9 protein-coding genes and 1 riboswitch are annotated in these 13,699 nt (G+C 66.7%); of the genes, 5 read left to right on the top strand and 4 right to left on the bottom strand.

Annotated elements, in window-relative coordinates; all coding sequences use genetic code 11:
* Nucleotides 1-82: 82 nt before the first annotated feature.
* From O6Y00_RS04170 to O6Y00_RS04155, 4 genes are read left to right on the top strand one after another with little or no spacing between them, the layout of a single operon-like run.
* Entirely contained in the window at nt 83-382 is a 300-nt protein-coding gene (locus tag O6Y00_RS04170) for a hypothetical protein (RefSeq protein ID WP_353441329.1), read from the top strand.
* 55 nt (nt 383-437) lie between these two features.
* Nucleotides 438-1,700 carry a TolC family protein gene (locus tag O6Y00_RS04165; protein WP_353441328.1) on the top strand — a complete coding sequence of 421 codons (1,263 nt, stop codon included), beginning with the start codon at nt 438-440 and terminating at the stop codon, nt 1,698-1,700.
* Nucleotides 1,697-2,851, top strand: a complete 1,155-nt coding sequence (locus O6Y00_RS04160; RefSeq protein WP_353441327.1) for an efflux RND transporter periplasmic adaptor subunit — start codon at nt 1,697-1,699, stop codon at nt 2,849-2,851. Before O6Y00_RS04165 ends, O6Y00_RS04160 begins: the two co-directional genes overlap by 4 nt.
* Nucleotides 2,852-2,854: 3 nt before the next feature.
* Nucleotides 2,855-6,067: an efflux RND transporter permease subunit gene (locus O6Y00_RS04155; protein ID WP_353441326.1), complete on the top strand. Its 3,213-nt coding sequence runs from the start codon at nt 2,855-2,857 to the stop codon at nt 6,065-6,067.
* Between the two features lie 219 nt (nt 6,068-6,286).
* Here O6Y00_RS04155 and katG read toward each other — a convergent pair whose 3' ends face one another.
* From katG to O6Y00_RS04135, 4 genes are all read right to left on the bottom strand, one after another.
* Entirely contained in the window at nt 6,287-8,581 is a 2,295-nt protein-coding gene (gene katG / locus O6Y00_RS04150; RefSeq protein WP_353441325.1) for a catalase/peroxidase HPI, read from the bottom strand.
* A 317-nt stretch (nt 8,582-8,898) separates the two neighbouring features.
* Complete coding sequence (gene pnuC / locus O6Y00_RS04145; protein ID WP_353441324.1) at nt 8,899-9,483, bottom strand: nicotinamide riboside transporter PnuC; 585 nt, start codon at nt 9,481-9,483, stop codon at nt 8,899-8,901.
* Entirely contained in the window at nt 9,483-10,592 is a 1,110-nt protein-coding gene (locus O6Y00_RS04140) for a phosphotransferase enzyme family protein (RefSeq protein ID WP_353441405.1), read from the bottom strand. The genes pnuC and O6Y00_RS04140 overlap by 1 nt, the downstream gene beginning before the upstream one ends.
* A 47-nt stretch (nt 10,593-10,639) precedes the next feature.
* The gene (locus O6Y00_RS04135) at nt 10,640-12,943 is read right to left on the bottom strand and encodes a TonB-dependent receptor (RefSeq protein WP_353441404.1); all 2,304 of its coding nucleotides are present in this window, start codon (nt 12,941-12,943) and stop codon (nt 10,640-10,642) included.
* A 62-nt stretch (nt 12,944-13,005) separates the two neighbouring features.
* Nucleotides 13,006-13,115, bottom strand: a riboswitch (TPP riboswitch).
* A gap of 148 nt (nt 13,116-13,263) precedes the next feature.
* On the opposite strand from O6Y00_RS04135, the gene O6Y00_RS04130 reads away from it, so the two are divergent.
* Nucleotides 13,264-13,530: a YrhB domain-containing protein gene (locus O6Y00_RS04130; protein WP_353441323.1), complete on the top strand. Its 267-nt coding sequence runs from the start codon at nt 13,264-13,266 to the stop codon at nt 13,528-13,530.
* Nucleotides 13,531-13,699: the final 169 nt, after the last annotated feature.

The raw sequence follows: 13,699 nt of genomic DNA, 5'->3' as shown, positions 1-13,699 counted from the left end.
CCCGCGGTGACCGGTTACAGCGACGCCATTCTCTGCTATCCGAGGACCGATGCGTAGTCTCGTGCCCTTCCTTGCCTGTCTGATGCTCGTGCTGACCACTTGGGTCGGCGTGGCGCATGCGGCCGAGGTTGGTGGTTGCATCGAGACCAGCCAGTACGAAGCTGCCCTGCATATCGATAGCGATGGCGATCAGGTCGCGGCCGATGCCGACAAGGGCTATCCGCATCATCACGGCAGTTGCCACGCGCACCATATGAGCGCGCCGGACTCCGACGCATTGGACGGCATAACCGGTCCAACCGGCGCCACGCTCGTGTCCTTCGACGGCGCGGCGCTGGTCGGGCGGAACGCCGATACTGCGCTGAGACCGCCCCGGGCCTGACACGTCGATCGGGTGCGCCGAGCGCGCCTGAATCTACTTCGTCAGGAGCATTCCCATGCATCGTATTTTCGCGGCTATCGTGGCCGCAGGCGCCTGCGCATCGTCGCTGCAGGCCCAGACCCGTCCGCCGGTTTTGGCGGAACCAGTCCTGACGCTCGCAGAAGCGCTTGGCCGCGCCGGCGCGTCGTCGCCCTTCCAGGATGTCGCGTCCGCGGGCGTTCGCGCGGCCGAGGCGCAGCGCCGGGTCGCGGCGCTTCGGCCGAACCCGTCGATCGTCGCCGAGACCGAGAACGTCGCGGGGTCCGGGATCTATCGGGGCCTGCGCTCGTCCGAAACGACGCTGGGGTTGGCGCTGCCCCTGGAACGCGGCGGCAAGCGGCAGGCCCGGATGGCACTCGCCGACGCGCAGATCGGCCGCGCAGGTATCGCAGCAGCGATCGCGCGCGCCGACCTCCGACTGCGGGTCACGCAGGCATACGTCGTCGGGGTGGCCGCGCAACGTCGTGCAGCGGTCGCGCGCGATCAGGTCGGGATTGCCGCCGAAGTGCTCCGCGCCGCCAAGGTTCGGGTGCAGGCGGGACGCGCCTCACCGCTTGAGGAACAGCGTGCAGACGTTGCGCGTCTTGCGGCCGAGGGCGCCTTGGAACGTGCGGACCGTTCAGCCGCCGTCGCCGCGACGAACCTTGCCCGGCTTATTGGAATGCCGGTCGGCGCGCTCGACAACTCCTGGTTCCAGCAGGTGGACGCGCTCGGCCCCCTCCATACATCCGGTTCGACGGGCACACTTATCGCCGCGGCAGCCCGCGCGGATCTCGACACCGCGACCGCGCAGGTGCGGCTTGCGCGAAGCCAGCGGGTGCCGGACCTGACGCTCAGCGCCAGCGCCCGACGGCTCGAACAGACCAACGACACCGCCGCCGTCTTTGGCGTCTCGATCCCGCTGACCGTCTTCAACGGCGGCCGATCGGCGGTTGCCGTCGCCGATGCGCAGCGCGACCAGTCGGACGCACTGCAGCGCGTGGCCTTGCTCGATGCCGAGCAGGACATCGCGACCACGCAGGCCGAGGCGGCGAATGCCGCGACGACGGCGCGCAACGCGACCGGGCCTGCACTCGCCGCCGCCGCGGAAGCCGCGCGGATCGCGCGGATCGGCTATCGCGAAGGCAAGTTCGGGCAGCTCGACCTGCTCGATGCGGAACGGACGCTTCTCGACACACGGACGGCCGCGATCGACGCGCTTGCCGCCTATCACGACGCACGTGCGCGCCTCGAACGGCTGACTGCCGAAGCGCCGATTGCCAAGGACACCGACCGATGAATCGCACGTTCCTGCGCGCGATCGCGCCTGCCGCTGCAGCTCTGGTTCTCGGAGCCTGTGGCCCCTCGCCCGACCCGACGGCCGCAGCCAACGCTACGGCGAACGAGGACCGAGAGAAGGCTTCCGGCGATCCCACGGTCGCGACGCTGTCGGCACAGCAGATCGCCGATGCCGGTATCGAGGTCACGCGTCCGACCGTCGGCGGCGTCGCCGGCGCGATCGAACTGCCCGCGACGATCGAGGGCGATCCGCAGGGCGTCCAGGTCGTGGCCGCGCCGATCGGCGGCCGGCTGGTCTCGCTCACCCGCAACCTCGGCCAGTCCATCGGCCGCGGCGAGACGCTGGCGATCATCGAGAGCCGCGAGGCAGCCTCGCTCAACGCTGAGGTCGAGGCTGCCGGTGCGCGGTCCGCGCTTGCCCAGTCGAACCTACGCCGCGAGCAACGGCTGTTCGCCGAACGCGTGTCGCCCGAGCAGGACCTCGTCGCAGCTCGGACCGCCGCAACGGAAGCGAGCATTGCGCTCCGTCTCGCGCGGCAGCAGCTGTCGGCCACGGGAGGCGGGGGCGGCGCGCTGAACCGCATGGCGGTACGCGCGCCGATCGCGGGCCAGGTGATCGCCCGGTCGGCTACGCTGGGGCAACAGGTCGCGGCTGACGCCGAAATCTTCCGCGTCGCCAACCTCGCCAAGGTGTCGGTGACGATGTCGCTCGTGCCCACCGACGCCGGCCGCGTGAAGCCGGGTGCACGCGTGGAAGTCACGTCCGCCGGCCGCCGCCAGGACGGCCGCGTGACCTTCGTCTCGCCGATCCTCGACGAAACCACGCGCCTCGTCCCCGTGATCGCGACGATCGACAATGCGGGCGGCGTCTGGCGCGTCGGCGAGAATGTCGGCGTGTCGGTGCTGCTCCCGGCGAGCGGGGACCGCAGCGTCGCAGTGCCCTCGGCTGCCGTGCAGATGATCGGTGACCGGCCGCACGTATTTGTGCGCACCGCGACCGGCTTCCGGGTGACGGCGGTGACGCTCGGCCGTACCAATGGCGGCGCCGTCACCGTGACAGCCGGCCTGACCGGCGAGGAGCGCATCGCCTCGACCAACTCGTTCACGCTCAAGGCCGAACTCGGCAAGGGCGCGGCGAAGGACGAGGACTAGGCCATGCCCGCGTCCTCCCCACTCGCCCGCATCGTAACGCTCGCCGTCGAGAAGCGCTGGCTCGTCCTGCTGCTGACGCTCGCCGCGGCGCTTGCCGGCGTGTTCGTCATCCAGCGGCTGCCGATCGACGCCGTCCCCGACATCACCAACAACCAGGTCCAGATCAACGTCCGCGCCCCCGCGCTCTCGCCCGACCAGATCGAGAAGCAGGTCGCCTTCACCGTCGAGACCGCGCTCGCCGGCATCCCCGGTCTAGACTACACGCGGTCGCTCAGCCGCAACGGCTTCGCGCAGGTCACTGCGGTGTTCGACGAGAAGACCGATATCTACTTCGCGCGGTCGCAAGTGGCGGAGCGGCTGCGGACCGCGGAGGAGGACCTGCCGGATGACGTGGTGCCCGAGATGGGACCGATCGCCACGGGTCTCGGCGACATCTTCATGTGGACGGTCGAATACCGCGAGCTTGACCAGGTCCGCCACCGCAACGGTGAGCCCGGCTTGCAGAAGGATGGCAGCTACATCACGCCGGAAGGCGACCACCTCGTCAGCGAACCCGACAAGGCGACGTATCTGCGCACCGTGCAGGACTGGATCGTCACGCCGCAGCTGAAGAGCAGCGCGGGCCTTGCGGGGGTCGACAGCCTTGGCGGCTATACCAAGCAGTATCTCGTCGTCCCCGATATCCAGCGGATGGCGGCGATGAAGATCACGCTGAACGACCTCGCCACGGCGCTCGAACGCAACAATACCAGTGCGGGTGCGGGTATCGTCGACCGCAACGGCGAAGGCCTCGCGGTCCGCGCCGACGGCCGGATCCGCAACGCCGACGAGCTCTCGCGCACCGTGATCGCGACGCGCGAGAGCGTGCCGATCCTGCTCAGCCAGATCGCCACCGTCCGCACCGGCCAGGCATTGCGGATGGGCTCGGCGTCGGAAAACGGCCACGAGGTGGTCGTCGGCACCGCGGTGATGCGGATCGGCGAGAACAGCCGCACCGTCTCTACCGGGGTCGGCACGCGGCTTGAGGAAATCGGCCGCGCCCTCCCGGTCGACGTCGTGGTGAAGCCGGTGCTCAACCGCACCGAACTCGTCAATTCGACAATCGCGACGGTCGCCCGCAATCTCGCCGAAGGCGCGGTGCTGGTCATCGTCGTGCTGTTCGTGCTGCTCGGCAATTTGCGCGCCGCGCTGATCGCCGCGCTGGTGATCCCGATCACGATGCTGCTGACGAGCATCGGCATGCTGAAGGCCGACGTGTCCGCGAACCTGATGAGTCTGGGCGCGCTCGATTTCGGGCTGATCGTCGACGGCGCCGTCATCATCGTCGAGAACGCGCTCCGCCGCCTGGGTGATGCGCAACATGATCGCAGCGAGCCACTGCCTCAGCGACAAAGGCTCGACCTGGTCGCGGCATCGGCGCGCGAGATGATCCGCCCTTCGGTATACGGCCAGGCGATCATCATCCTCGTCTACGCACCACTGCTCACCTTCACCGGTGTCGAGGGCAAGATGTTCGAGCCGATGGCGCTGACCGTCATCATCGCGCTTGTCTTCGCGTTCGTCATGTCGATGACGTTCGTCCCCGCGGCGATCGCCGTCACGCTCAGCCGGCCCGTCGACGAGAAAGAGAGCCGGATTATTGACTGGCTGCGCCGACGCTACGAACCGGGTCTCGGCAAGGCGATGCACCGCCCGAGCGTCACGCTGGGCATCGCCGTCGGCGCGCTGGCGCTGGCGGGTGTCGCCTTCACCACGCTCGGCCAGGAATTCCTGCCGCAGCTCGACGAGGGCAACATCCTCGTCCAGGCGGTCCGCATCCCCGGCACCTCGGTCGACCAGAGCCAGGTGATGCAGTTCCAGGTCGAGAAGATGCTCGCGCGCCAACCCGAGGTCCGTTTCGCCTTCTCGCGCACCGGTACTTCGGAGATCGCCAGCGATCCGATGCCGCCGAACGCTACCGACACCTTCGTCATCCTGAAGCCGAGGGCCGAATGGCCCGACCCGAGCCTCGCTAAGGAAGCGCTGGTCGAGCGGATCGAAAACCGGCTCTCGACGCTGCCCGGCAACGCGTATGAGATCACGCAGCCGATCCAGATGCGCTTCAACGAACTGATCGCCGGCGTGCGCGGCGACATCGCGGTCAAGGTGTTCGGCGACGAATTCGGCGGCATGAACGCCGCCGCCGACCGCATCGCCGACATCCTCCGCAAGACCCGCGGCGCCGTCGACGTCCGCGTCGAACAGACCGAGGGCTTGCCGATGCTCGACATCCGCCCGAACCGCATGGCGATGTCGCGCATTGGCGTTACCGCGGGCGACGTGCAGGATACCGTGGCTGCTGCGATCGGCGGACGCGAGGCCGGCATGATCTTCGAGGGCGACCGCCGCTTCCCCGTCGTGATCCGCCTGTCGGAGGCGTCGCGCTCGGACCTTACCCAGGTGGCGCAAATCCCCGTCCCGACGTCGGCTGGCGGGTTCGTGCCGCTGTCGACCGTCGCCGACATTGCGGTCGTCGATGGACCCAACCAGATCAGCCGCGAGAACGGCAAGCGCCGCGTGGTCGTCCAAGCCAACGTCCGCGACCGCGACGTCGCCGGCGTGGTCGCCGACGCGCGTGCGGCGATCGATACGCAGGTGACGATGCCGCCCGGCACCTATGTCGAGTGGGGCGGGCAGTTCGAGAACCTCGCCTCCGCACGCGACCGCCTGATGCTCGTCGTGCCGGTCTGCTTTGCGGTCATCATGCTGCTGCTCTACGGCGCGCTTGGCTCGGGTCGCGACGCGGCGATCGTGTTCACCGGCGTGCCGCTCGCACTCGTCGGCGGCGTCCTCGCGCTCGTGGTTCGCGGCATGCCGTTCTCGGTCTCGGCCGCGGTCGGCTTCATCGCGCTGTCGGGGATCGCGGTGCTCAACGGACTGGTGATGGTCTCGTCGATCCACGACCTGATGGCACGCGGCATGGACCGGGTGCGGGCCGCGCATGACGGCGCACTCGCCCGACTGCGCCCCGTCGCGATGACAGCGCTCGTCGCCAGTCTCGGTTTCGTGCCCATGGCGCTCGGTCACGGCGCGGGCGCCGAGGTGCAGAAGCCGCTGGCGACCGTCGTCATCGGCGGGCTGATCTCGGCGACTCTGCTGACGCTCTTCGTCCTGCCGACGCTGTACGCACGGTTTGGGGGATGGCGGGAGTCGGAGGATTGTTCATCGAGAACATGACCGGTTGGGGGAGCGCGCGATAAGCGAAGATGATGAGAGCCTACTTCCGGACATTCAGGCGCCGTTTCCCGCAACTTCGAACGCTCGTTCATCACGGAGCGCTCCAAAGCCAATCAAGACGATCTGCGGTGCACGCCGGACGGATCGATCGGCTCGGGTAGAGGTCGTCTCAACCGGATCCGACCTCTACCGAAATATGACTGTACTGGCGGCGCTTAATCAGCGTCGAACATCGAACCTGTCGAGCATCATGACCTTGTCCCATACCTTGACGAAGTCCTTGACGAACCGTGTGTGCCCGTCGCCGCTCGCATACACCTCGGCGACGGCGCGAAGTTGACTGTTCGAACCAAAGATCAGATCGCTCCGCGTAGCCTGGAACCGCGACTGTCCGGTATTCCGATCGTCGAGCGAGAACGTCATTCCCGTCGCGTCGGTCTTCTTCCACTCATAGTCCATGCTCGTCAGCACGGTGAAGAAGTCGTTGGTCAGCACACCGACGCGATCGGTGAAGACCCCCTTTGCCGAATTGTCGTAATTCGCTCCCATCGCGCGCAGGCCGCCGACCAGCGCAACCCACTCGGGGGCCGTCAGCGCGAGCAGTTGCGCCTTGTCGAGGAACAGTTCCTCGGGGGCGACGTCGCGTGCGATCGTCTCGAACTGATCATCGACATAGTTGCGGAACCCGTCAACGACCGGCTTGAGCCAGGTAAACATCTCAATATCGGTCAGGTCCTGTGTTGTGTCGCGGCGACCTGGGGTGAACGGGACCGTCACGTCGACACCCGCATCCGCGGCCGCCTGCTCGACCGCGGCACACCCGCCCAGCACGATCAGATCGGCCAGGGAGACCCTGGCCGAGCCACCCTGCGCAGCGTTGAAATCCGCCATGACGCCGCGCAGCGCCGCGACGACGGGGACCGTCCGCTGGTTGACCACCCAATCCTTCTGCGGCGCCAGCGCCAGCCGCGCACCGTTCGCCCCGCCGCGCTTGTCGCTGTTGCGATAGGTGGCCGCCGCGGAAAAGGCGGTGAACACGAGATCGGACACCGACAGGCCGGTAGCCATGATCGCCTGCTTGAGCACGGCGATATCCGCGTCGCCGACCGGATCGTGATCGAGCGGCGGGATCGGATCCTGCCACAACAGATCGTTCTCCAGCGTCCGCTCAGGCCCGAGATAGCGTTCGCGCGGGCCCATGTCGCGGTGCGTCAGCTTGTACCACGCCTTCGAAAACGCCTGCGTGAAGGCATCGAAGTCGCCGAGGAACTTTTCGCACACAGCGCGATAGTCCGGGTCGAGCTTCAATGCGATATCGCTGGTCATCATCATCAGCGGGTTCATCTTGCCCTGCACGTGCGCATCGGGAGTCCTGGGCGCCGACGGATCGATCGGCGTCCACTGGCTCGCGCCGGCCGGGCTCTTGGTCTGCTCCCACTCGAACTTGAACAGGTTCTCGAGATAGCTGTTGTCCCACTGCGTCGGGTCTGGCGTCCAGCTGCCCTCGATGCCGTTGGTCATCGTGAACTCGCCCGATCCGGTACCGACCGGGTTGTGCCAGCCAAGGCCCATCGCCTCGATCGGCGCGATCTCGGGTGGCGCGCCGATCTGGTCGGCCGGCACCATGCCGTGGCTCTTGCCGAAGGCGTGACCACCGGCGATCAGCGCGACGGTCTCCTCGTCGTTCATCGCCATCCGCGTGAAGGCGATCCGGATGTCGCGCGCCGACCCGAGCGGATCGCCATTCGCATACGGACCTTCGGGATTGACGTAGATCAGTGCCTGATGCGTCGCGGCGAGCGGGTTCTCGAGATCATAGTCGGCATCGCCGTTCTGACCGTGCCAGCGCTTGTCGCGATTCACCATGCTGTCGGGCGACTGGACCTTGGTCGGATCCCAGACTTCCGGCCCCCAATAGGTTGCGGAATCGGCCTCCCAGGCGTCGTGGCGACCGCCGGCGAAACCATAGGTTGGAAAGCCCATGATCTCGAGCGCGCAATTGCCGGTCAACACCATGAGGTCGCCCCACGACAGCGCGCTGCCGTATTTCTGCTTGATCGGCCAGATCAGGCGACGCGACTTGTCGGTGTTGCCATTGTCCCACCAGCTGCTGATCGGCGCGAAACGCTGCAACGCCTCGCCCGCGCCGCCGCGGCCGTCGGCGATGCGATACGTCCCCGCCGCGTGCCACGCCATGCGGATCATCTGCGGCCCGTAATTGCCATAGTCCGACGGCCACCACGCGACCGACGACGTCAGGAACGTCTTGATCTCCTGTTTCAGCGCGGCGAGATCGATCCGGTCGAAGGCTGCGGCATAGTCGAAATCATCGCCCAGCGGATTGGCCTGCGGCCCGTTCTGGTGAAGCATCTCGACCTTGAGGCGATCCGGATACCAGTCCGATAGCGCTGGCGGCGTGCCGATCGCACCGCCGATCCGGTCACCGCCGAACGGGCATTTCCCTTCCATCTCATGGGTCCGCGTGTTGGTCTTGTCGTTCTGGATATCGAGCATCGATGGGAGTCCTCCGGGAACCGAACCGCCAACGCGGCGGGACGGTAAAAGCGTGGTGCTACCGGGAGAACGCAGCAGGAGCGGATAAAGTCGCGGTATTTTCTTTAACGATTACAGCGAAGTACGCAGCGCGATCAGGACCATCACAATTCCGGTCGTCAGGACCTTGTTGATAGCACGCGCCACGGCTTCGTTTGCCCACTGCCGATACGGGCCCGCCCCGCGCGTGTACGAGATCAGGTTTGCCGGTCTCGCGACGTTGCCGGAGCCCCGTCTCAATCGCCCAGCTCGGCCGCAGCAATTAGGAACCTGCAGCTTTAACCCGCCGTCGCGACGCCGTCGGGACCGGGCCGTCGCACCTGCTTCCAATCCCGGTAGCCCATGACCGCGAGGCCGATCATCACGGCGTAGAGCCCCGCCGTCAGCACCAGCCCCTTGAAGACGAACATCCCGACATAGGCGACGTCCACCACGATCCAGAGCAGCCAGTTCTCGCGGTGGCGACGGGCCGTCCAATATTGCGCGACGAGGCTGAAGCTGCTGAGCGTCGCGTCGATCCACGGCAGCGCCGCGTCGGTGTGGTGGCTGGTGAACCACCCGATCGCGAAACTGCCGACCGCGCCGGCGGCGATCCCGGTGAATAGCTGCGACCGCGCCAGCGGCATCACGCGGACCTCGCCGGTCTCGTGCCGGCCGCGCGCCCAGACGATCCAGCCATACAGGATGCCGATGCCGAACACCGCCTGCAGCGCCATGTCCGCATAGAGCCGCACGTCGAGGAACACTTTGAAATACAGCACGCAGGCGACGAGGTTGAGCGGCCAGCACAGCATGTTGCGCCGCGTCGTCAGCCAGATCGCCAGAAAACTGACCCCGACTGCCGCGATTTCGAGCGTCGACATCAGGCGTTGCCGGCCGTGCCGATGCGGGCGAGGAAATCCTGCCCCGGCGCCGACATGAACCAGTCCGCATGGCCGAGCAGATACTGGTCCCAGGCAAGCGACGCCGCGTCGAAATCGCCGAGTACACCGGCGAAATACGCGACCTCCGACAGCGCGAACTCCAGATGTACGAGCGGAACCAGCCGAACGACGGTTTCCAGTGCAGCGGGGGCCAGTGGCAGGACGCTGGTATAGCCCGCGATCAGGGATCGTACGGCTTTCGGGTCTGCGATCATATCGTCCGCCCCCTGCCCCAGTCGCAGCCACGCGATCGTGCTCCGTTCGATCGCGGTGGCCAGATCGTGTACCGCGCAGGTGCGGTCGGCCAGTCCGAAGTCGAATACCGTCGCGACCAGCCCGTCGCGCGACCATAACAGGTTCGAGGGATGCCAGTCGTTGTGCGTCCACAACGGCGGCTGGTCCGCGAGCATCGCCGCCAGTCCGTCTCCCAGCGCCGCGAATAGCGACTGCAGCTCTGGCCGCCACGCGCGCCCGGCAAGGAAACTGCCAAGCGCCGGATGCGCACGGACATAGGCCTCTGTCGCTGCCAGCGGATCCGCGGCCGGGAGGATGCTGAAGCTCGCGACCAGCGGCTGCGCAACCCGTGCCGGTCTGTCGTATCCGTATGATGCCCGATGGAGCTGCGCGAGCGCGATGCCGGCGGCATGAGCATGCCCGGAGGACCGAAACGGCGTCCACGACAGCCGATCGCGATACAGGTCGTCCCCTGCCCCCTGGCGATGGAGTTCATACGTCCATTCACCCGTCGCGACGACGCTCGCGCCGTCCGCAGTGAGCATGACTTCGGGCACAGGCGCGCCGGCGGCGGCGAGATGGGCTATGAAGTCATGTTCTTCCGACAATCCCGCGACGCTACGCACCCGGCGATCATGGCGCTTCAGGAGAACCGTGCCGCTGGCCGTATCGATCAGTGTCGCGGCGGAAAACGGACGCGGGGAATGCCAGCGCAGTCGCTCGATGCGCGCGATGGCGGGAAATTCGGCCAGCACCGCCGCGGCCTCGTCGTCCGTGATCGCGGGCCAGGTCGGCGCCTCCATCGTGAGCCCCATGCCGTGCACGAGGTGCCCGGTGGTCGGATCTTCAGCATCGGCCACGGTCAGAAGCCACGCGACACGGTCGCGACGACCGCAGCGCCGCTGCCGATATAATACGCCGGCGCCGAGCCGGAAACGATCGTGCCACCTGTTCCGACGACGTCGCGCGCGTTGGTGGTGACCGCCTGGACGCCCGCCAGGACATGGGGATCGGTCACGTTGATCGCGTTGACGCGCAGATCGGTGCGCTTGCCGTCGAACCAGTCCGCCATGTGAACGCCGATCGACACGTCGAGCGTCGCATAGCCCTTGATGCTCTCGTCGTTCGTGAACGTCGCATATTGGCGGCCGACATATTTGCCCGCGATGCTGCCGAACAGGCGCCCGTCGTCATAGGTCCCCCCGCCGCCGATCTGTACGGTCGGGCTGGACACCGCGCGCTTTCCGCGCGTGGGGAGAAAGTCCCCACCTGCCGGGAGATCGTCGTCGATCCGCGCGCGCAGATATTCGCCCGACAGATAGACGCTGACCCCGTTCGCAGGCCGATAATCGATCTCGGCATCGACGCCGTACGACGTCTGCCCCCCGGCGTTCAGCGTCGAATTGACCTGTGCGCCACCGACATCGATCACCGTCGCCAGCTGCCGGTTGCGAAAATTGTAGTGGAAGCCGGTAACCGACGCCGACAAGGTGGGCCCGATGTAGCGATAGCCGAGTTCCTGCGACACGGAATATTCGTTCTTCAGCGCGTTCGTGCCGCGCGTCGAAACCACACCGCCGTCGTAGCTGTCGTAGAGCGTGAATTCGTTGGGCGTACGGAAATTGGTCGTGATGTTGGCGAAGATCTGCTGGCGGTCGTCCACTGCATAATGGACCGCCGCGCGCGGCAAGGCGACGAAGCTGTCGCGACGGACGCGGGTTTGCGGCCCCGGTAGGTAGTTGCGACCGGTGCGGAGCAGATTGACGCCCTTGAACCCGGCATCGATCGTGAGCCGCGAACCCAGCGCGATGCTGTCGGCAAGGAAAAACGCCTTCGTGACTGTGACGGTGCGCTGGTTCTCATAGGCCAACAGGCGGCCGTCGGCGGTGCGGATCGCCTTGGCACGATATCCCCACCGGTCGGTCGGGCGCCCGTCTGCATCGATCGCGGTATAGGATTGGGCGACGCGGTCCGTTCCATAGTCGAACCACAAGCCTGCGGTGATACGGTGGACGCCGGCCTGTAGCGTCAATTTGCTGACGTTGCCGGTGCGGGTCTGGTCGCCCGTGTAATTGCCGAGCACCGTTGCGACGCCGTCGACGGCACCTGGCAGCGCGACCGGCTCCGCAAGTTCCTCGTTGCCAAGGTAGTTGCCGGTGGTCGCGAGCTGTGTGCCGTACGGCGAATTGCCATAGCCGAACTGGAGATAGGTCGTGCTGTCGAGCGTCAGCCGGTCGCTCAGTGCGACGTGCACGGGCGCCGAGGCATAGAGGTTGCGGAACGGCGCCCGGTACAGCCGCCAGTAACTGGTGCTCCCAGCAGCGTAGCGCGCGTCGTAGTTGAACCCGCGGCCAGAAGCTTGCCACTCGGCGAGCGTCGGACTGGGATAGCTCGACGAGTTCGCGTCGTTGAACGACACGGCCAGGCTTGCACGATTGCCGGCGCCCCATTCGCGCAGCAGCTTCGCGTCGATATGCTGACGCGTGTCGTAGCCTGCGCCCCGCCAATTGTCCGCCCGCGTGTTCGAATAGGACAGGAACGCCTTGAGCCCGGTCGCTGCATTCGTCCCCGTATCGAGCCGGACGAAGACCCGTCGCAGATCATATGCCCCGACCGAAAGATCGACGAGGGCCTGGCGCGTTGCCTTGGGATCGTCGAGCGTCAGCGACAACAGGCCGCCTGCCCCGCCGACCGTCGGCGAATCGATGTCGACCGACCCCTGCGCGAGCGCGATCTGCCGCACATTCTCCGGATCGGCGAACTGCGACGGATACGCGTAATAATAGCCGATATCGTTCTGCGGCGCGCCTTCCAGCAAAACGCCGATCTCGTCCTGCCCCAGCCCGCGCAGCGTCAGGCTCGAACTGGTCGACAGACCATAGGGATCGCTCGACGCGACGTTGGCGCCCGGCAGCAGGTTGACGAGCTGAAACGCGTTGAGCGTCGGCGCCTGCTTGACGATGAAGTCCGCGGAGATCGCGCTGACCGCCTTGGGATCGGTCTGATCGGGCAACAGCCCTTCGGGATCGCGGCGGCCAGTCACGCGAATGTCGGCTGGAGCGTCGGCGGGATCGTCGACGGGATCGTCGGCGGCGCGTTGTGCCCAAGCGGGGCAAGCGACCGTCAGCAGCGACGCCGCCAGCGCCAGGGCCCGTCCCCGAACCATCACGTTATCGCGCAAGATCACAACTGGCATCGTCTCGGGTCCACTCCACACGGAGGGACGACGGACATGCCGCCAACCCTCCCTACGCCGGTATCAACCGGATCAGGTTCAGCGGGTCATGGGCTGCTGCCCACCTCTCAGCCGCGCGTTAGCGGCCCCCCGGGGATGGCGCCGACTAGCCTGTAATGCCGCGCATGCAAACATCTATCGATGCGATCGGCGGAGATCGCTCAAACGGTCGCTCGACAGCCTTCCCAGGCTCGGAGTATCGATCTGGAAACACCGGTGGCGCCGGCCACGGCGCAGGTCTATCGGGCAGCATGGACGCAGATACGGCGAACAAGGCCTTCCTGGCGTTCCTCGCGCGCAAGGCGTCGCAGATCGGCGAGCCGCTGGCCGAGGTCCCGCACGCGAGCCAGCGCCTCTCCGGTGGCTGGGCCTTTTATTATCAATCGAAAACCTTCGTCGAGACGGGGGACGCGATGACCCGCCTGGTGGGGCATGGTCCGGTAGTCATCCGTGACGACGGGAGGATCATCGAGGGCGGCTCGTCGCATCACGACCCCGAGACCCTCTTATTGCGGTGAAATTCGTGACCGGCGGTCGGTCGGTCGGTCGGTCTGCGCCGCGACGGCGAGGCGTTCGCCTCCGCCCGATACGGCGACGCATGCGATGTTCGAGCGGAACATTTCCAGTGTTTCAAGCCGGCGACACGCGCGGTGCCCTGCCTTGCGGAAATTACGGAACGCGCACGAT

This window comes from Sphingomonas faeni, assembly GCF_040407565.1.
Taxonomy (GTDB): Bacteria; Pseudomonadota; Alphaproteobacteria; order Sphingomonadales; family Sphingomonadaceae; genus Sphingomonas; species Sphingomonas faeni_F.
The sequence above is the reverse complement of the archived record's forward strand: the minus strand, read 5'-3'. Positions and strand labels throughout refer to the sequence as shown.